This is a genomic window from Micromonospora sp. CPCC 205554 (assembly GCF_036902745.1).
Taxonomy (GTDB): domain Bacteria; phylum Actinomycetota; class Actinomycetes; order Mycobacteriales; family Micromonosporaceae; genus Micromonospora; species Micromonospora tulbaghiae.
Window position 1 is genome coordinate 54,582 of the sequence record NZ_JBAKHP010000012.1, and the last position, 18,621, is coordinate 73,202.

The 18,621-nt window shown below is 73.1% G+C and carries 17 protein-coding genes; 1 reads left to right on the plus strand and 16 read right to left on the minus strand.

Annotated features, from left to right (window positions below; all coding sequences use genetic code 11):
* Positions 1–76: 76 nt before the first annotated feature.
* The 14 genes from V6U82_RS17755 to pyrR all read right to left on the minus strand — a co-directional run bounded on the left by V6U82_RS17755 (position 77) and on the right by pyrR (position 16,789).
* Entirely contained in the window at positions 77–2,068 is a 1,992-nt protein-coding gene (locus V6U82_RS17755) for a primosomal protein N' (protein ID WP_334462555.1), read from the minus strand.
* A 59-nt stretch (positions 2,069–2,127) separates the two neighbouring features.
* Positions 2,128–3,318 (minus strand): methionine adenosyltransferase, encoded by a 1,191-nt coding sequence (gene metK / locus V6U82_RS17760; RefSeq protein WP_334462557.1) that lies wholly within the window; start codon positions 3,316–3,318, stop codon positions 2,128–2,130.
* Between the two features lie 97 nt (positions 3,319–3,415).
* Entirely contained in the window at positions 3,416–4,630 is a 1,215-nt protein-coding gene (gene coaBC, locus V6U82_RS17765; RefSeq protein ID WP_334462560.1) for a bifunctional phosphopantothenoylcysteine decarboxylase/phosphopantothenate--cysteine ligase CoaBC, read from the minus strand.
* Positions 4,631–4,644: 14 nt separating this feature from the next.
* A complete protein-coding gene (rpoZ, locus tag V6U82_RS17770; protein ID WP_013285517.1) occupies positions 4,645–4,911 on the minus strand; it encodes a DNA-directed RNA polymerase subunit omega in 267 nt (88 codons plus the stop codon).
* Positions 4,912–4,914: 3 nt separating this feature from the next.
* Positions 4,915–5,466, minus strand: coding sequence for a guanylate kinase (locus tag V6U82_RS17775; protein ID WP_334462569.1), 552 nt, complete (start codon positions 5,464–5,466; stop codon positions 4,915–4,917).
* 25 nt (positions 5,467–5,491) lie between these two features.
* Positions 5,492–5,809 carry an integration host factor, actinobacterial type gene (gene mihF / locus V6U82_RS17780; protein ID WP_013285515.1) on the minus strand — a complete coding sequence of 106 codons (318 nt, stop codon included), beginning with the start codon at positions 5,807–5,809 and terminating at the stop codon, positions 5,492–5,494.
* A gap of 175 nt (positions 5,810–5,984) precedes the next feature.
* Positions 5,985–6,824 carry an orotidine-5'-phosphate decarboxylase gene (pyrF, locus tag V6U82_RS17785; protein WP_334462571.1) on the minus strand — a complete coding sequence of 280 codons (840 nt, stop codon included), beginning with the start codon at positions 6,822–6,824 and terminating at the stop codon, positions 5,985–5,987.
* Positions 6,825–6,911: 87 nt separating this feature from the next.
* Positions 6,912–8,186 (minus strand): adenosylmethionine--8-amino-7-oxononanoate transaminase, encoded by a 1,275-nt coding sequence (locus V6U82_RS17790; RefSeq protein WP_334462573.1) that lies wholly within the window; start codon positions 8,184–8,186, stop codon positions 6,912–6,914.
* A gap of 118 nt (positions 8,187–8,304) precedes the next feature.
* Entirely contained in the window at positions 8,305–9,327 is a 1,023-nt protein-coding gene (locus tag V6U82_RS17795) for a quinone-dependent dihydroorotate dehydrogenase (RefSeq protein ID WP_334462576.1), read from the minus strand.
* Between the two features lie 112 nt (positions 9,328–9,439).
* Entirely contained in the window at positions 9,440–12,787 is a 3,348-nt protein-coding gene (gene carB / locus V6U82_RS17800) for a carbamoyl-phosphate synthase large subunit (RefSeq protein ID WP_128136455.1), read from the minus strand.
* Positions 12,780–13,952, minus strand: a complete 1,173-nt coding sequence (gene carA, locus V6U82_RS17805; protein WP_334462580.1) for a glutamine-hydrolyzing carbamoyl-phosphate synthase small subunit — start codon at positions 13,950–13,952, stop codon at positions 12,780–12,782. The genes carB and carA overlap by 8 nt, the downstream gene beginning before the upstream one ends.
* Positions 13,949–15,226 carry a dihydroorotase gene (locus V6U82_RS17810; protein WP_334462583.1) on the minus strand — a complete coding sequence of 426 codons (1,278 nt, stop codon included), beginning with the start codon at positions 15,224–15,226 and terminating at the stop codon, positions 13,949–13,951. Before V6U82_RS17810 ends, carA begins: the two co-directional genes overlap by 4 nt.
* A complete protein-coding gene (locus tag V6U82_RS17815) occupies positions 15,223–16,149 on the minus strand; it encodes an aspartate carbamoyltransferase catalytic subunit (protein ID WP_091424316.1) in 927 nt (308 codons plus the stop codon). Before V6U82_RS17815 ends, V6U82_RS17810 begins: the two co-directional genes overlap by 4 nt.
* 58 nt (positions 16,150–16,207) lie before the next feature.
* Entirely contained in the window at positions 16,208–16,789 is a 582-nt protein-coding gene (gene pyrR, locus V6U82_RS17820; protein WP_334462587.1) for a bifunctional pyr operon transcriptional regulator/uracil phosphoribosyltransferase PyrR, read from the minus strand.
* Positions 16,790–17,075: 286 nt separating this feature from the next.
* Here pyrR and bldD point away from each other — a divergent pair, with 286 nt between their 5' ends.
* Positions 17,076–17,564, plus strand: a complete 489-nt coding sequence (gene bldD, locus V6U82_RS17825) for a transcriptional regulator BldD (RefSeq protein WP_013285505.1) — start codon at positions 17,076–17,078, stop codon at positions 17,562–17,564.
* 61 nt (positions 17,565–17,625) lie between these two features.
* On the opposite strand, the gene nusB is transcribed toward bldD, so the two are convergent.
* Positions 17,626–18,036: a transcription antitermination factor NusB gene (gene nusB / locus V6U82_RS17830; RefSeq protein ID WP_174361785.1), complete on the minus strand. Its 411-nt coding sequence runs from the start codon at positions 18,034–18,036 to the stop codon at positions 17,626–17,628.
* Between the two features lie 23 nt (positions 18,037–18,059).
* A complete protein-coding gene (efp, locus tag V6U82_RS17835; RefSeq protein ID WP_013285503.1) occupies positions 18,060–18,617 on the minus strand; it encodes an elongation factor P in 558 nt (185 codons plus the stop codon).
* Between the last annotated feature and the right edge of the window lie 4 nt (positions 18,618–18,621).

Consider the following 18,621-nt stretch of genomic DNA (forward strand, 5'->3'; position numbering starts at 1 on the left):
GATTGCCGGACCAGGTGTGCGGCAAACCCCAGCTCACGACCGTGCGCGAGGGCCCGCGTGCGCACCGTCACGCCGATCAGAACAGCGTGAGCGGATCGACCTGGAGCCGTACCGGGTCGGCCGCCTTGCGGGCGCTGCGCTGCCCGGCGGCGGCGTGCAGCGCCTCGGCCATCGCGGCGGCCCGGGACCGGGGCACGCGCACCAGCATCCGCTCCCGGCCCTCCTCGGCCGGCACCGGGCCGAGCACCTCGGCGTCGCCCGGCAGCCGGGCTCCGGCGAGCAGGTCGGCCACCGCCTCGGCCACGCCGGTGACGCTCGCCATCCGTACCGCCGGCGGGAAGCCCAGCTCCCGCCGCTCGGCCAGTTCCCGCGCGGCGAACCAGGCGGAGTCCCAGCGCAGCAACGCCTGCACCGGGGCCAGCGCGCCGTCGGCGACCACCACCACCCGGCCGCCGGCCGTACCGGGCCGGGCCAGCGCGGCGGCGGCCATCCACCGCCGCAGCGCCTCCTCGCCCGCCCGCAGGTCGGCCCGGGTCAGCAGCGCCCACGAGTCGAGCAGCAGCACCGCGCCGTAACCGCCCTCGGCGACCGGCTCGGCGCCCGGCGTGGCGATCACCAGCCCGGCCCCGCCGGGCACGCCCGCCAGCACCTCCTCCCGCCCCGACGTGCGCACCGGCACGCCCGGGAACGCCCGGCCCAGTTCCTCGGCGGTCCGCCGGGCGCCGGTCACCGAGGCGCGCAGCCGCCGCCCGCCGCACTCCGGGCAGGCGTACGCGGCGGCCACCCGGCCGCACCAGCGGCAGGCGGGCGTGCCCTGCGCCGACGGCAGCGCGAGCGGGCCGGCGCAGTGCGGGCAGCGGGCCGGGGCGCGGCAGTCGGCGCAGGCCACCGACGGCACGTAACCCCGGCGCGGCACCTGCACCAGCACCGGCAGGTCCGCACGCAGCGCGTCCCGGGCGGTGGTCCAGGCCAGGCTCGGCAGCCGCGCCGAGGCCGCGCCGGGGTCGCGGGCCAGTTGCGGATCGTCGCCGGTCGGGGCCATGGCCGGGGTACGCGCACGCACCACCGCCCGGTCGGCCACCACCTCGCGGGCCCAGCCGGTCTCCACCAGCAACTGCGCCTCGGCGGTACGCGCGTAGCCGCCGACCAGCGCGGCGACGTCGCCGAGCTGCGCCCGGGTGAGCAGCACGTCCCGCGCGTGCGGGTAGGGCGCGCGGGGTTCGGCGTGCAGGTCGTCGCCGTCGTCCCAGATCGCCACCAGGCCGAGCCGCCGCACCGGGGCGAACATCGCGGCCCGGGTGCCGATCACCACGTCCGCCTCGCCCGTCCGGGCGGTGAGGAAGGCCCGGTAGCGGCGGGCCGGGCCGTCGGCGGCGGTGAGCCGGACGTGCCGTCCCGCGCCGAGCACGGCGGTCAGGGCGGCGTCGAGGCGGTCCAGGTCACGGGCGTCGGCCACCACGACCACGGCGCCCCGGCCGCCGGCCACCGTGGCGGCGACCGCGTCGGCGTACCGGTCGGCCCAGTCCTCGCCCGGCAGCGCCGACCAGACCGCGCGGGCGGGCTTGCCGTCGGTGAGCGCGCGCAGCAGTGCCGGCCCGGCCGGGTAGTCCCGCCAGCCGCGCGGGTCCACCTCCGCCCGGCCGCCCGACCGGCCGTCCGCGTCGACGTCCGCGTCCGCGCTGGCGCTGGCGTCGGCGTCGGCGCTGGCGCTGGCGTCGGCGTTCTCGGGCGGTGGCGCGTCCGCGGCCGTGACGGCCTTCTCGGCGCGGGCGTGCCGGGGCGGCACCGCCAGCCGGAGCACGTCGGCGAGGCTGCCGGCGTACCGGTCGGCGACCGCGCGGGCCAGCCGGGCCACCTCCGGGGAGAGCACCGGCACCGGGGACACGACCTTCTCCAGGTACGCCAGCTTCGGGTGCTCGGACGACTCGGCGCGCTCCAGCAGCCAGCCGTCGACGAGCTGCCCGGCGAACCGCACCTTCACGCGTACCCCCGGCCGGGCGTCGGCGTCGAGCGCCTCCGGCACCAGGTAGTCGAAAGGGCGGTCGAGGTGGGGCAGCGGCACGTCCACGCAGACGCGCGCGACCGGCGACCCCTGCGCGGGTCGCCGGTCGCGGCGCGTGGTGGCGGTCAGGCTCCCGCGGCCGACTTGAGGTCGGCGGCCCGGTCGGTGCCCTCCCAGGTCAGCTCCGGCAGCTCCCGGCCGAAGTGGCCGTACGCGGCGGTCTGCTGGTAGATCGGGCGCAGCAGGTGCAGGTCCCGGATGATGGCGGCCGGACGCAGGTCGAACACCTCGGCCACGGCCTTCTCGATCGAGGCGACCGGCACGGTCTCGGTGCCGAACGTCTCGATGAACAGGCTCACCGGGTGCGCCTTGCCGATCGCGTACGCGACCTGCGCCTCGCACCGCTCGGCCAGCCCGGCGGCCACCACGTTCTTGGCCACCCAGCGCATCGCGTACGCGGCCGACCGGTCGACCTTCGACGGATCCTTGCCGGAGAACGCGCCGCCGCCGTGCCGGGCGTACCCGCCGTACGTGTCCACGATGATCTTCCGGCCGGTCAGGCCGGCGTCACCCATCGGGCCGCCGATCTCGAACCGCCCGGTCGGGTTGACCAGCAGCCGGTAGCCCTCGGTCTCCAGGCCGAGGCCCTCCAGCTCCGGGGTGATGACGTGGTCCCGGATGTCCGGGGTGAGCAGCGACTCCAGCGAGATGTCCGCCGCGTGCTGGCTGGACACGACGACGGTGTCGAGCCGGACCGGGCGCAGCCCGTCGTACTCGATGGTGACCTGGGTCTTGCCGTCCGGCCGCAGGTACGGGATCGTGCCGTCCTTGCGGACCGCGGCGAGCCGGCGGGCCAGCCGGTGCGCCAGCGCGATCGGCAGCGGCATCAGCTCGGGCGTCTCGGAGCAGGCGAAGCCGAACATCATGCCCTGGTCACCGGCGCCCTGCGCGTCCAGTGCGCTCTCCGACCCACCGGTACGCAGCTCGAAGGCGTTGTCGACACCCTGGGCGATGTCCGGCGACTGGGCGCCGATGGACACGCTGACGCCGCAGGACGCGCCGTCGAAGCCCTTCTTCGACGAGTCGTAGCCGATGCCGAGGATGGTCTCCCGGACGATCGTCGGGATGTCGGCGTACGCCTTGGTGGTCACCTCGCCGGCCACGTGCACCTGACCGGTGGTGATCAACGTCTCCACCGCGACCCGGCTGTGCGGGTCCTGGGCGAGCAGCGCGTCGAGAATGCCGTCACTGATCTGGTCGGCGATCTTGTCCGGGTGGCCCTCCGTGACCGATTCGGACGTGAAGAGACGTGTCACGGCACTCCTAAGCATGTGAAGACTTTTAAAGGTCGCTCGGCGGCAGTTTAGTCACCATCGTTCCGCCGCGACCCGATGAACGCGGGTCGACCAACCGTCAGGAACGCGACGGCAACCGCTGACACACGAGGTCCCAGACGGCGTCGGCCAGGGCCTCCTTGGGTTGCTCGGGCAACCGGTGCACGGCGCCGTCGGCACCGATCACGGTGGCCGCGTTGGTGTCGGCGCCGAAGACCTTGTCCACGCCGACCTCGTTGACCACGATCATGTCGGCCCCCTTGCGGGCCAGCTTGGCCCGGCCGTTGGCCTCCGCGTCGTCGGTCTCCGCCGCGAAGATCACCAGCACCTGCCCGGGCCGGCGACGCCGCCCCAGCTCCACGGCGATGTCCGGGTTGGTGACCAGCTCGATGGTCGGCGCGACACCGTCGTCGGACTTCTTGATCTTCCCGGTGGCGTAGCTGGCCGGCCGGAAGTCGGCGGGCGCGGCGGCCATCACCACGGCGTCCGCGCCGGCGGCCGCCGCGAGCGTGGCGTCACGCAGCTCCTCGGTGGTGCCCACCCGGACCAGGTCCGCCCCGGCCGGGTCGGGCAGCGCCACGTTGGCCGCGACGAGCGTGACCCGGGCGCCGCGGGCCACGGCGGCGCGGGCGAACGCGTACCCCTGCTTGCCGGACGACCGGTTGCCCAGGAACCGGACCGGGTCCAGCGGCTCGCGGGTGCCCCCGGCGGTGACCACGACGTGCCGGCCAGCCAGGTCGGCCTCGGCCTCGGCCTCGGCACCCCGGGCCAGCGCCCGGCGGGCCACCGCGAAGATCTCCGCCGGGTCGGGCAGGCGGCCCTTGCCGGTGTCCCGCCCGGTCAGCCGGCCCACGGCCGGCTCGATCACGCGGACGCCCCGCGAGCGCAGGGTGGCCACGTTCGCGACAGTGGCCGGGTGCTCCCACATCTCGGTGTGCATGGCCGGGGCCAGCAGCACCGGGCAGCGCGCGGTCAGCAGCGTGTTGGTGAGCAGGTCGTCGGCGAGGCCGTGGGCGGCCTTGGCGAGCAGGTCCGCGGTGGCCGGGGCGACCACGACCAGGTCGGCGTGCTGCCCGAGCCGCACGTGCGGCACCTCGTGCACGTCGGACCAGACGTCGTCGGCGACCGGCCGGCCGGACAGGGCCGCCCAGGTCGGCGCCCCGACGAAACGGAGCGCCGAGGCGGTCGGCACCACGCGGACCCGGTGACCCGACTCGGTGAAGAGCCGGAGCAGCTCACACGCCTTGTAGGCGGCGATGCCGCCGCCGACCCCGAGGACGATCTCGGCGGGCATCGGCGCGGGCGCGGTTACGGCTGGTCGGTCGGCTCGGCGGTGAGCAGGCCCGCGTTGATCTCGCGCATGGCGATGGAGAGCGGCTTCTCCTGCGGGGTGGTCTCCACCAGCGGGCCGACGTACTCCAGGAGGCCCTCACCGAGCTGGCTGTAGTAGGCGTTGACCTGACGGGCGCGCTTGGCGGCGAAGATGACCAGCGCGTACTTCGAGGTGGTCTTCTCGAGCAGCTCGTCGATCGGCGGGTTGGTGATGCCCTCGGGGTTGGTGGCGATGGATCCCACGAATTAAACCTCTGCGTCTCGTGCGCCGCCCGCGGGCGGTCGGGCCGGAGCCAGGAAGGACGAACCGAGCAATCCTACCAGCTCCGCCGCGGCGCGTTCGGTGTGGTCGTGTGCCACGGCGTGGGCGAAGACGGCCGCCACGTCCGGGTCGGCCCGGTACGCCGGCGGCGCGAGCAGCACCAGCCGGGCGCCGGGCGCCGCCGCCCGCACGGCCAGCGCGCCGGCCAGGTCCAGCGGCAGCAGCACCGGCCGTCCCTCGGCGAGCCGCGCCCGCACCTCGGCCCGGGGCACCCCCCGGCGGTACGGCCCGATCCGGCACCACTCCAGCAGCTCCCCGGCGGCGACCAGCCGGTCGAAGCCGGGCGCGTCGAGGAAGACGCGGTCGACGCCGTCGCGCTCGTCCGGACGGGGTGGGCGGGTGGTGGCGACCACCGGCACCCAGACAGACGCAAGGCGCGCCCGGACCGCCTCGACGACACTGCTCCGGCCGGCCCCGGAGGGACCGGACAGGACAGTGAGCCGAGCCGCCGAGCGCGCCTCGTCATCCGTGCTCACCGCTTGTTTCTACACGGCGGGCCGTTCAGTTGGCGGCGAACTCTCCGAGCAGAGCCTTGCGCTGCTGCTCGCCGAGGCCGCGCAGGCGACGGCTGTCCGCGATCTTGAGCTTCTCCATGATCTGGGTGGCCCGGATCTTGCCGATGCCCGGCATCGCCTGGAGCACGGCCGAAACCTTCAGCTTGCCCACGACGTCGTCGGACTCGGCCCGCTCGAGGACGGTGGCGAGGGTGGTCTTGCCCTGCTTGAGCTGCTCCTTCAGCTCAGCGCGGGCCTTGCGGATCTCCGCGGCCTTCTCCAGCGCGGCAGCGCGCTGCTCGGGGGTCAGTGACGGGAGCGGCACCAGTTCTCCTCAGGTCCCTAGTACGGCGGGCTGAGCGCCCCACCGCATCTGTGAAACGTGGTGTCGCTGGCAACCAAAGGGGTCCGTGGTTCCCAGCGCGGGGAAAACTAGCGGTCAACGGAGATTTCGGCAACGTGGACGCGCCATGATCAACCCAAAGTGACCGAGCCGTCAGTCAGTCCGCCGTGCTCAGGGCGGCCCGGCAGTCGGCCAGCACGCGCTCAGTGGCGGCCCGCAGGCCGGCCGGGTCGGGGCCCGCGCCGAGCACCTCCCGGGAGTACGAGGGAAGCACCGACGGCAGCGCGGCGCCGAACACGGTACGCAACCCGGCGGGCGTTCCGCCCTGCGCGCCCAGCCCCGGCGCGAGCAGCGGACCGTTGACCGAGTCCAGATCGTGACCCGTCTCACCAACCGTCGCGCCGACCACCAGACCGAAGCTGCCGAGCGGCTCCGCACCCCGGTTGAGCTGGGAAATCTCGTCGATCACGGTCTGCGCGACGGTGCGTCCGTCGGCACCGACGGCGCGCTGCACGGAGGCGCCCTCCGGGTTGGAGGTGAGCGCCAGGACGAACACCCCGCCACCGTGCTCGGCGGCGGTGGAGAACATCGGGGCGAGCGAACCTACTCCCAGGTAGGGGCTCGCGGTCACCGCATCGACATACAGCGGGCTGGATGGATCGAGGTACGCCGAGGCGTACGCGGCGACGGTCGAGCCGATGTCACCACGCTTCACGTCAAGCAGAGTGAGCGCTCCCAAATCTCGCAACTGTCGGATAGTTGACTCAAGCACACCCACGCCCCGAGCGCCGAAGCGCTCGAAGAACGCCGACTGCGGCTTGACCACGGCGACCCGGTCGCCGATCGCCTCCACCACCGTGGCGCAGAACCGCTCCAGGCCCGCCACGTCGTCGGACAGGCCCCAGGCGGTCAGCAGCCCGGGGTGCGGGTCGATCCCCACGCAGAGCGGCCCTCGTTCCGCCACGGCCCGGTGCAGACGGGCGCCGAACGTCTCCATCGCGTCTCTCCCTCTCCCGGCGGCTCCGGGCCGCCTGGCGTGTCCGGCGACGGGCCTCCCGTCGCGCCCTGTCGAACTCGGCCGGGCTCAGCCGGCCTTCACCGCCGCGGCCACTCCGGCCGCGATCCGCGCCACGTCCGCGGCGTCGCAGACGTACGGCGGCATCGTGTAGACGAGATCCCGGAACGGGCGCAGCCACACCCCCTCGGCCACCGCGGCGGCGGTCGCCCGGGGCAGGTCCACCTCGTGGTCGAGCTGCACCACCCCGATCGCGCCGAGCACGCGTACGTCGGCCACGCCGGGCGCGTCCCGCAACGGCTCCAGGCCGGCCCGCAGGCCCTCGGCGACGCCCGTCACCCGTCCCGCCCAGTCCCCGGCCCGCAGCAGCTCCAGGGAGGCGTTGGCGACGGCGCAGGCGAGCGGGTTGCCCATGAACGTCGGCCCGTGCGCCAGCACCCCGCCGGCGGAGATGGCCCGCGCCACCTCGGGCGTGCACAGCGCCGCGGCGAGCGTCAGGTACCCGCCGGTGAGCGCCTTGCCGACGCAGAGCACGTCCGGGGTGACAGCGGCGTGCTCCGCGGCGAACATCCGGCCGGTCCGGCCGAAGCCGGTGGCGATCTCGTCGAACACCAGCAGGATGCCGTGCCGCCGGGTCACCTCGCGCAGCACGCGCAGGTAGTGCGGGTGGTGGAACCGCATCCCGCCGGCGCCCTGGACCACCGGCTCCACGATCACCGCGGCCAGCTCGTCGGCGTGCCGCTCGACCGCCTCCACCAGCGCCGCCTCGTACGCCGGATCCGGCGCCGCGTCGAAGCCGGGCGGCGGCACCGGCGCGAACACCTGCCGGGGCAGCACGTCGCCCCAGAGGTGGTGCATGCCGCCCTCCGGGTCGCACACGCTCATCGGGTGGAACGTGTCGCCGTGGTAGCCGCCCCGCCAGGTGCCCAGCCGGCGGCGCTGCGGGCGTCCCAGCGCCCGCTGGTACTGCAGGCACATCTTCACCGCCACCTCGACGCTCACCGAGCCGGAGTCGGCCAGGAAGACGTGTTCCAGGCCGTCCGGGGTCAGCTCGACGAGTGTGCGCGCCAGGCGTACGGCGGGCTCGTGGGTGAGCCCGCCGAACATCACGTGGCTCATCCGCCCGAGCTGACCGGTCACCGCGGCGTCGAGCACCGGGTGCCGGTAGCCGTGGATCGCCGCCCACCACGACGACATGCCGTCGACCAGCTCCCGCCCGTCGGCGAGCCGCAGCCGCACGCCTTCCGCGCTGTCGACGACGTACGGCGCACTGGCGGACGGCATGGCGGTGTACGGATGCCACACGTGCCGCCGGTCGGCCTCCAGGATCTCCTCAGGCGTCACGTCTCCTCCTCCTTGTCCTCCTCCCCCGCTGATCTTGCAGTTGCCGCCCCCGCCGCGCCCGGAACGCGGTGGTATGCCGGGGCCGGATGTGCAAGATCGCGCAGGGTCGGGGGCAGGGTCAGGGTCGGGGTCGGGTGGCTGTTCGGGTGATGGCCCGGGTCAGGGCGGGGCCACGGTAGATGAAGCCGGTGTAGAGCTGGAGCAGGGCGGCGCCGGCGTCGAACATGCGGGTGGCGTCGTCGGGGTGCAGGATGCCGCCCACACCGATCACCGGCAGCCGGCCGCCGGTCTCCCGGTGCACGAAGGCGACCATCTCCCGGGCCCGGGCGGTCAGCGGCCGGCCGGACAGCCCGCCGGCCTCGGCGGCGCGTGCCGCGTCGGCCGGGGCGAGCCCGTCGCGGGCGAGCGTGGTGTTGGTGGCGATGACCCCGGCCGCGCCCCGGTCGAGGCACACCTCCAGCAGCTCGGCCACGGCCGGCTCGGTCAGGTCCGGGGCGATCTTCACCAGCACCGGCTTCTCTCCCACCAGCGCGGCGAGCAGCGCGTCCAGATGGGACCGGTCCTGAAGCGACCGCAGTCCGGGAGTGTTCGGTGAGGACACGTTCACCGCGAAGTAGTCGCCGTGCTCCTTGAGCGCCCGGTAGGAGGCGAGGTAGTCCTCGACCGCCTCGTCCAGCGGGGTCACCTTGGACTTGCCGAGCGAGATGCCCAGCGGCACGCCGAGCGGGCGCGGCAACGCGGCCAGCCGGTCCGCGAGCGCCGCCGCGCCCGCGTTGTTGAAGCCCATCCGGTTGATCACCGCTTCGCTGTCGCGCAGCCGGAACAGCCGGGGCCGGGGGTTGCCCGGCTGGGCGTGCGCGGTCACGGTGCCGACCTCGACGAAACCGAAGCCCAGCGCCGGCCAGGCCGGCAACGCGAGTCCGTTCTTGTCCATGCCGGCCGCCAGCCCGACCGGGTTGGGGAAGCGCACCCCGAACACCGTCCGCGGCGCCGCCCGGAAGTACGCCGCGCGCAGCGCCGCGAGGACCGCCGGCTGCCGGGACACCGCGGCGAGCCGCGCCAGCGTCCACTCGTGCGCCCCCTCCGCGTCCCCGCCCGCGAGCGAGAACAACCGGGGCCGCACCACCTTCTCGAAGATCACGCCCCGGCCCCCTGCCCGGTCCGCCCGACCTCCCCGTTGATCATGAGGTTGGCGGCGATGTGGATCTCCATTTCCGCCGCCAACCTCATGATCGACGCAGTGGGGCGGGGGGTCACTCGCCCGCCCGGAGGGCGGCGTGGAGGTCCTGCAGCGGGCGGACCTTCAGGTCGCCGTTGATCCGGGCCTCGATGCCCATGACGGCGGCGGCCGCGCCCGGGACCGTGGTGACGCACGGAATGTCGGCGCTCACCGCCGCGCTTCGGATCTCGTACCCGTCGGACCGGGCGCTCGCCCCGGAGCCCTGCGGCGTGTTCACCACCAGCGCCACGTCCCCGCCGAGGATCAGCGAGACCGCGTCCGCGCCCTCACCCGACTCGTAGTGCTTGCGGATCTGCTCGCAGGCGATGCCGTGCCGGCGCAGCACCTCGGCCGTGCCGGTGGTGGCCACGATCTCGAAGCCCAGGTCGGCCAGGCGCTTGATCGGGAAGATCATGCCCCGCTTGTCCCGGTTGGCGACCGAGACGAAGATCTTCCCGGCGGTGGGCAGCGAACCGTACGCGGCGGCCTGCGACTTGGCGAACGCCTGGCCGAAGCCGGTGTCGATGCCCATCACCTCGCCGGTGGACTTCATCTCCGGGCCGAGCAGCACGTCGATGCCCTTGCCGGACGGGGTGCGGAACCGCTTGAACGGCAGCACCGCCTCCTTGACCGCGATCGGCGCGTCGGCCGGCATGGTGCCGCCGTCACCGGTGGGCGGCAGCATCCCCTCGGCGCGCAACTGCGCGACGGTGGCGCCGAGCGCGATCCGGGCCGCCGCCTTGGCCAGCGGCACCGCCGTGGCCTTCGAGACGAACGGTACGGTCCGGGAGGCGCGCGGGTTGGCCTCCAGCACGTAGAGCATGTCGCCCTGCAACGCGTACTGGACGTTGAGCAGGCCACGCACCCCGATGCCGCGGGCGATCTGCTCGGTGTAGTGCCGCACCTGGGCCAGGTGCGACCCGGCCAGGGTGATCGGCGGCAGCGCGCAGGACGAGTCGCCGGAGTGGATGCCGGCCTCCTCGATGTGTTCCATCACGCCGCCCAGGTAGACGTCGCCGTCGGCGTCCACGAGCGCGTCCACGTCGATCTCGATGGCGTCGTCCAGGAACCGGTCCACCAGCACCGGGCGGTCCGGCGAGATGGCGGTGGCCCGGCCGATGTAGTCGCGCAGCGTGGCGTCGTCGTACACGATCTCCATGCCGCGCCCGCCGAGCACGTACGAGGGGCGGACCAGCACCGGGTACCCGATCTCGTCGGCGATCGTCTTCGCCTCGTCGTACGAGGTGGCCATGCCGTGCGCGGGCGCGCGCAGCCCGGCCCGGGCCAGCACCGCGCCGAACGCGCCGCGCTCCTCGGCCAGGTGGATCGACTCCGGGGAGGTGCCGACGATCGGCACGCCGGCGTTCTTGAGCCGCTGCGCCAGGCCGAGCGGGGTCTGGCCGCCGAGCTGCACGACCACCCCGATGACGCCGGGGCCGCCCGCCTCCTTGCCGGAGGTGTCCTCGGCGTGCCAGACCTCCAGCACGTCCTCGAACGTCAGCGGCTCGAAGTAGAGCCGGTCCGCGGTGTCGTAGTCGGTGGAGACGGTCTCCGGGTTGCAGTTGACCATGACGGTCTCGTAGTCCACGGCCCGCAACGCCTGGACCGCGTGCACGCACGAGTAGTCGAACTCGATGCCCTGCCCGATCCGGTTCGGCCCGGAGCCCAGGATGAGCACCTTCGGCCGGGCCGAGGGCGCCACCTCGGTCTCCGAGTCGTACGTCGAGTAGTGGTACGGCGTGGTCGCCTCGAACTCGGCCGCGCAGGTGTCCACCGTCTTGTAGACCGGCCGGACGCCGAGCCGGTGCCGCAGCGTGCGGACGCCGTCCTCGGCGGCCAGCTCCGGGCGCAGCGCGGCGAGCTGCCGGTCGGACAGGCCGGCCCGCTTGGCCCGGCGCAGCAGGCCGGCGTCCAGCACCGGCGCGTCCACGATCTCGGCGCGCAGCTCCACCAGCGAGGCGATCTGGTCCAGGAACCACGGGTCCATGCCGCCGGACGCCTCGGACACCTCGGCGATCGACGCGCCGAGGCGCAGCGCCCGCTCGACGGTGTAGAGCCGGCCGTCGTGCGGCGTCCGCAGCGCCGCCAGGGTGTTCTCCTTCGTGGCGCCCGCCGGGTCCGGAGTGGTCCAGAAACCGGACGACTTGGTTTCCATCGAGCGCATCGCCTTGTTCAGCGCCTCGGTGAAGTTGCGGCCCAGGCTCATCGCCTCGCCCACCGACTTCATCGTGGTGGTCAGCTCCGGGTCGGCGCCGGGGAACTTCTCGAACGCGAACCGGGGGATCTTCACCACCACGTAGTCGAGCGTCGGCTCGAACGCGGCCGGTGTCTTCAGCGTGATGTCGTTCGGGATCTCGTCGAGCGTGTAACCGATGGCGAGCTTCGCGGCGATCTTCGCGATCGGGAAGCCGGTGGCCTTCGACGCCAGCGCCGAGGAGCGCGACACCCGCGGGTTCATCTCGATCACGACGATCCGGCCGTCGGCCGGGTTCACCGCGAACTGGATGTTGCAGCCGCCGGTGTCCACACCGACCTCGCGCAGCACCGCGATGCCGAGGTCACGCAGCCGCTGGTACTCCCGGTCGGTGAGCGTCATCGACGGGGCGACTGTGACGCTGTCGCCGGTGTGCACACCCATCGGGTCGACGTTCTCGATCGAGCAGACCACCACCACGTTGTCGTGGCGGTCGCGCATCAGTTCGAGCTCGTACTCCTTCCAGCCGAGCACGCTCTCCTCGATGAGCACCTCGTGCACCGGGCTGGCCGCCAGGCCGGCGCCGGCGATGCGCTCCAGGTCCTCGTCGGTGTGCGCCATGCCGGAACCGAGGCCGCCCATGGTGAACGACGGCCGGATGACCACCGGCAGGCCCAGCTCGGCGACCGTCTCGCGGACCTCGTCCATCGAGTGGCAGACCCGCGACCGCGGCACCAGCGCGGACGGATCCGCCAGGCCCAGCCGTACGCCGGCCTTCGCGACGATCTCCTTGAACAGCTGCCGGTCCTCGCCCCGGTTGATCGCCTCGATGTTCGCGCCGATCAGCTCGACGCCGTACTTGTCCAGCACGCCCGCCTCGTGCAGGGCGACGGCGGTGTTCAGCGCGGTCTGCCCGCCGAGCGTCGGCAGCAGCGCGTCGGGGCGCTCCTTGGCGATGACCAGCTCGACGAACTCAGGCGTGATCGGCTCGACGTACGTGGCGTCGGCGAACTCCGGGTCCGTCATGATCGTCGCCGGGTTGGAGTTGACCAGGCTGACCCGGATCCCCTCGCTGCGCAGCACCCGGCAGGCCTGGGTGCCGGAGTAGTCGAACTCGCAGGCCTGTCCGATCACGATCGGCCCGGAGCCGATCACCAGGACGTGCTTGAGGTCGGTCCGCTTAGGCATTCTTGCCGCCTTCACTCTGCTGCCGGTCGAAGCCACGGCCTTCGATCAACTCGGCGAAACGGTCGAAGAGGTAGTCCGCGTCGTGCGGGCCGGCCGCCGCCTCCGGGTGGTACTGGACGGTGAAGGCGGGCACGTCCACGGCCCGCAGCCCCTCGACCACGTTGTCATTGAGGCAGACGTGAGAAACCTGGACACCGCCGAACTCGGTCTCAATCACCTGATCCGGCACCACGGCGCCGTCCCCGGCACCCGGCACCTGCACCGCGAAGCCGTGGTTGTGGCTGGTCACCTCGACCTTGCCGGTAGCCCGGTCGAGCACCGGCTGGTTGATACCACGGTGGCCGTACCCGAGCTTGTAGGTACCGAAGCCGAGCGCCCGGCCGAGGATCTGGCTGCCGAAGCAGATGCCGAACAGCGGGATCCGCCGGGTCAGCACCTCCCGGGCCAGTGCCACCGGGCCGTCGGCGGTCGCCGGGTCGCCCGGGCCGGGCGAGAAGAAGACCGCGACCGCGCCGGTGGCGAGCAGGTCCTCGATCGTCGACCCGGCGGGCAGCACGTGGGTGGTGACGCCGCGGGCGGCGAGCCGCCGCGGCACGTTGCGCTTGATGCCCAGGTCCACCGCGGCCACCGTGAACCGGTGCTCGCCCTGCGCCTGCACGACGTACGGCTTGGCGGTGGTCACCTCGTCGGACAGGTTCGCGCCGACCATCTGCGGCGAGCGGCGCACCCGCTCCAGCAGGGCCGCCGGGTCGTCCTCGACGCTGGAGATGCCGACCCGCATCGCGCCGCGCTCGCGCAGGTGCCGGGTCAGCGCCCGGGTGTCCACCCCGCTGATGCCGACGACGCCCTCGGCGGCGAGCCGGTCCTCCAGGCCGCCGCCGGCCCGCCAGTTGGAGCTGATCCGGGCCGGGTCGCGCACCACGTACCCGGCCACCCAGATCCGGTCGGACTCGTCGTCCTCGCCGTTGACGCCGGTGTTGCCGATGTGCGGCGCGGTCTGCACCACCACCTGCCGGTGGTACGAGGGGTCGGTGAGCGTCTCCTGGTAGCCGGTCATGCCGGTGTTGAAGACCGCCTCGCCGAAGGTCTCCCCGACGCTGCCGTACGCCTCGCCGTGGAACGTGCGCCCGTCCTCCAGGACGAGAATCGCAGGACGTCTCTTCACTTAACTGCCTTTCCGTCCAGGACCGTCGGCTCGCCGCGCAGGAAGGTCGCCACGATGCGACCCGGCAGCGTCATGCGGGCGTACGGGGTGTTGCGACTACGGCTGGCCAGCTCCGCCGGTTCGATGACGCGGCGGGCGGCCGGGTCGACCAGGGTCAGGTTGGCCGGTACGCCGGGTGCCGGGTCGAGGCCGTGCCCGGCGAGCCCGGCGATCCGGGCCGGCGTGCGGGACATCCGCTCGGCGATCAGGTCCCAGCGAGGGCCGAACACGTCGAGCGCGATCGACAGCGCCGTCTCCAGGCCGAGCATGCCCGGCCGGGCGTACGCCCACTCGCACTCCTTGTCCTCCACGGCGTGCGGCGCGTGGTCGGTGGCGATGATGTCGATCACGCCCTCGGCCAGCGCCTCCCGCAGCGCGGCGATGTCGGCGGCGGTACGCAGCGGCGGGTTGACCTTGAAGACCGGGTCGTAGCTCTCCGCCTTGGCGTCGGTCAGCAGCAGGTGGTGCGGCGTCACCTCGGCGGTGACGCGTACCCCGCGCGCCTTGGCCTGGCGCAGCACCTCGACGCTGCCGGCGGTGGAGACGTGGCAGACGTGCAGGCGGCTGCCGACGTGCTCGGCCAGCAGCACGTCCCGGGCGATGATCGCCTCCTCGGCGACGGCCGGCCAGCCGGTCAGGCCGAGGCGGGTGGACACCTCGCCCTCGTGCATCTGCGCGCCCTCGGTCAGCCGGGGCTCCTCGGCGTGCTGGGCGATCACGCCGTCGAACGCCTTGACGTACTCCAGCGCCCGGCGCATCAGCCGCGGGTCCGACACGCAGTGCCCGTCGTCGGAGAAGATCCGGACCCCGGCCGCCGAGTCGGCCATCGCGCCCAGCTCGGCCAGACGCTCGCCGGCCAGCCCGACCGTGACCGCGCCGATCGGCTGCACGTCGACCAGGCCGGCCTCCCGGCCGAGGCGCCAGACCTGCTCCACCACTCCCGCGGTGTCCGCGACCGGGGAGGTGTTCGCCATCGCGCACACCGCCGTGTAGCCGCCGAGCGCCGCCGCCCGGGAGCCGGACTCGACCGTCTCGGCGTCCTCCCGGCCGGGCTCGCGCAGGTGGGTGTGCAGGTCGACCAGGCCGGGCAGCGCGACCAGGCCGGTCGCGTCGACGACTGTGGCGTCGTCCGCGGCGAGCCCGCGGCCCGTCCCGGCCACCACGCCGTCGCGGATGAGCAAGTCGGTCGGCTCGCCGCCGACGATGCTGACGCCTGTGATGAGGTACGCGGTCACCGGTTGTTCCCTCCGAGCAGCAGGTAGAGCACGGCCATCCGCACGGAGACCCCGTTGGCGACCTGTTCGACGATGGTGGAGCGGGGCGAGTCGGCCACCTCGGGCGTGATCTCCATGCCCCGGTTCATCGGGCCGGGGTGCATGACGATCGCGTGCCCGGGCAGTCGGCGCATCCGCGGGCCGTCGAGTCCGTAGCGGCGGGCGTACTCGCGGGCCGACGGAAAGTAGGAGTCACCCATCCGCTCGCGCTGCACCCGCAGCATCATCACCACGTCCACGTCTGGGAGAACGGCGTCGAGGTCGTAACAGACGTCGGTGCCGGGGGCCAGGGCGGCGGCGATGTCGACCGGGATGAGCGTGGGCGGGCCGACGAGTGTGACCTTCGCACCGAGCGTGGACAGCAGCAGCACGTTGGAGCGGGCCACCCGGGAGTGCAGCACGTCGCCGACGATCGCCACGTGCAGGCCGTCGAGCCGGCCCAGCCGGGACCGCATCGTGTACGCGTCGAGCAGCGCCTGGGTCGGGTGCTCGTGGGTGCCGTCACCGGCGTTGACCACCGACCCGTCCACCCACTCGGCGAGCCGGTGCGGTGCGCCGGAGGCGGGGTGCCGGACGACCACCGCGTCCGCGCCCATCGCCTGGAGCGTGAGCGCGGTGTCCTTCAGGCTCTCCCCCTTGGCCACGCTGGATCCCTTGGCGGAAAAGTTGATCACGTCGGCGCTGAGCCGCTTGGCGGCCGCCTCGAACGAGATCCGGGTGCGGGTGGAGTCCTCGTAGAAGAGGTTGACCACGGTGCGCCCGCGCAGCGCGGGCAGCTTCTTGACCTCGCGACCGGCCACCGTCGCCATCTCCGCGGCGGTGTCCAGGACCAGGGTGGCGGTGCCGGCGTCCAGGTCGGCGCCGGAGAGCAGGTGCCGGATCATGCGCGTCGCCGCCTTTCGTTCGCGACTGCGGGGCTCCGCTTCGCTGCGCTCCTCGCGCTCACAGTGAGCCTCCGTACAGCCGTACCTCGTCGGCGCCGTCGGTCTCGGCGAGGGTGACCTTGACGTTCTCGGCCAGCGCGGTGGGGATGTTCTTGCCGACGTAGTCGGCGCGGATCGGCAGCTGGCGGTGACCACGGTCGACCAGGACCGCGAGCTGCACGGACGCCGGCCGGCCCACGTCGCTGAGCGCGTCGAGCGCGGCCCGTACGGTGCGGCCGGAGAACAGCACGTCGTCGACGAGGATCACCCGCTTGCCGTCGATCCCGCCGGTGGGCAGGTCGGTCGGGCCGACCGCGCGGGTGGCGTGCCGGCGCAGGTCGTCGCGGTAGAGCGTGATGTCGAGCACGCCGACCGGGACTGTGACGTCCTCGAAGGTGCTGATCCGGTCCGCGAGGCGGTGGGCCAGCGGCACACCCCGGGTGGGGATGCCGAGCAGCACCGTGTCGGCGGCGCCCTGGGTCTTCTCCAGGATCTGGTGGGCGATGCGGTCGACCACCCGCGACACGTCCGCTGCGGCGAGGATCACCTTCACCGAGGGTTGTCGCGGCGGCGACGAATGGGCAGCCGGTGGGTAGGCCACGGCGGACCTCCTTCCCCGCCTCACGGGACGGGTCGTTAAAGGACGTCTGGTCGGCTCCGGCAGGCCCGCGCAGGGCCCGGACCGGGGCTTCACGCCACGTTACCAGCGGTCACCGGGCCGCCCGCCGCCGGTCCTGACCTGCTGGTCAGCCCGGAGAAATGGGGACAAGCCACACGCGGGTGCCGGACCCGGTGGACGGCAACACTTGACCACATGTCGCAATCCCCGTACCGTCACGCTCCGTAGCGATAGCTCGGGAAACCCGAACAGCACTGGGAGTGTCCGAATGCCCTCTGAATACGCCAAGTCGCTGGGCGCCCGCCTGCGCTCCATCCGCCAGCAGCAGGGTCTGTCCCTGCAGGGGGTGGAGGAGAAGTCGAACGGGCGGTGGAAGGCCGTGGTGGTCGGCTCGTACGAGCGCGGCGACCGCGCCGTCACCGTGTCCCGCCTGGCGGAGCTGGCCGACTTCTACCGCGTTCCCGTCTCGGAGCTGCTGCCCGACGGCAGCGGGGTGCGTCACGAGCCCACCAGCAAGATCGTCCTGGACCTGGAGCGGCTGTACGACGAGGCCTCCGAGGACCTCGCGTACGTGGCCCGCTACGCGCGCGCCATCCAGCAGCAGCGCGGCGACTACAACGGCCGCGTGCTCTCGATCCGCGCCGACGACCTGCGCGCCCTCGCGATCGTCTACGACGCCTCGCCGTCGGGCCTGATCGAGCGGCTGACCGAGCACGGCGTGCTGGTCGCCGACCCGCGGGCGTTCTTCGCGTCCTGACACCCCGTACGACCGAAAGGGCCCGTGCCGACCGGCACGGGCCCTTCGTCGTCGCGGCGCGTCAGCGCGTGGCGTACTCGGCGATCCGGCCGAGGATGCCGTTGAGGAAGCGGGGCGAGTCGTCGGTCGACATCTGCCGGGCCAGCTCCACGGCCTCACTGATCGCCACCGCGTCGTCGATCTCGTCGACGTAGAGCAGCTCGTACACGGCGATCCGGGCCAGGTTGCGGTCGACCACCGGCATGCGCTCCAGCGTCCACCCCTCGGCGTAGCTGGCGATCGTCTCGTCGATCCGGTCGAGGTGCGCCGCCACGCCCTCGACCAGCCCGACCGCGTAGCCGAGGTGGTCGGGGCGAGGCTGTTCGATCCGTTCCAGGTAACCGGCGAGCACCTCGACCGGCGGGCGGTCCCGCAGGTCGGCCTCGAAGAGCACGTCCAGCGCCCGCTTACGCGCCTTGCGGCGCGCCGGCATCTGCTGCTTGGGGCCCTCGGCCATCAGGCTCGGCCGAGGTAACGGCCGTCGCGGGTGTCGACCTTGATCTTCTCACCGGTGGTGATGAACAGCGGCACCTGCACGGTCGCGCCGGTCTCGACGGTGGCCGGCTTGTTGCCGCCGGTCGACCGGTCGCCCTGCAGACCCGGCTCGGTGTAGGTGACCTCGAGCACGACCGAGGTCGGCAGCTCGATGTACAGCGGCACGCTCTCGTGGGTGGCGACGGTCGCCTCGGCCTCGGGGAGGAGGTAGTTGGCGGCCTCGCCGACGGTGCCGCCGGGGACGGTGATCTGGTCGAACGTCTCCAGATCCATGAAGACGTAGTCCTCGCCGTCGGCGTACAGGTATTGCATGGTGCGCTTGTCGACGGTCGCGGTCTCGACCTTGGTGCCCGCGTTGAAGGTCTTGTCGACCACCTTGCCGGACAGCACGTTCTTCAGCGTGGTGCGCACGAAGGCACCACCCTTACCGGGCTTGACGTGCTGGAACTCGACGACGGCCCACAGCTCGCCGTCCAGGTTGAGTACCAGGCCGTTCTTCAGGTCGTTGGTGGTGGCCATTTCC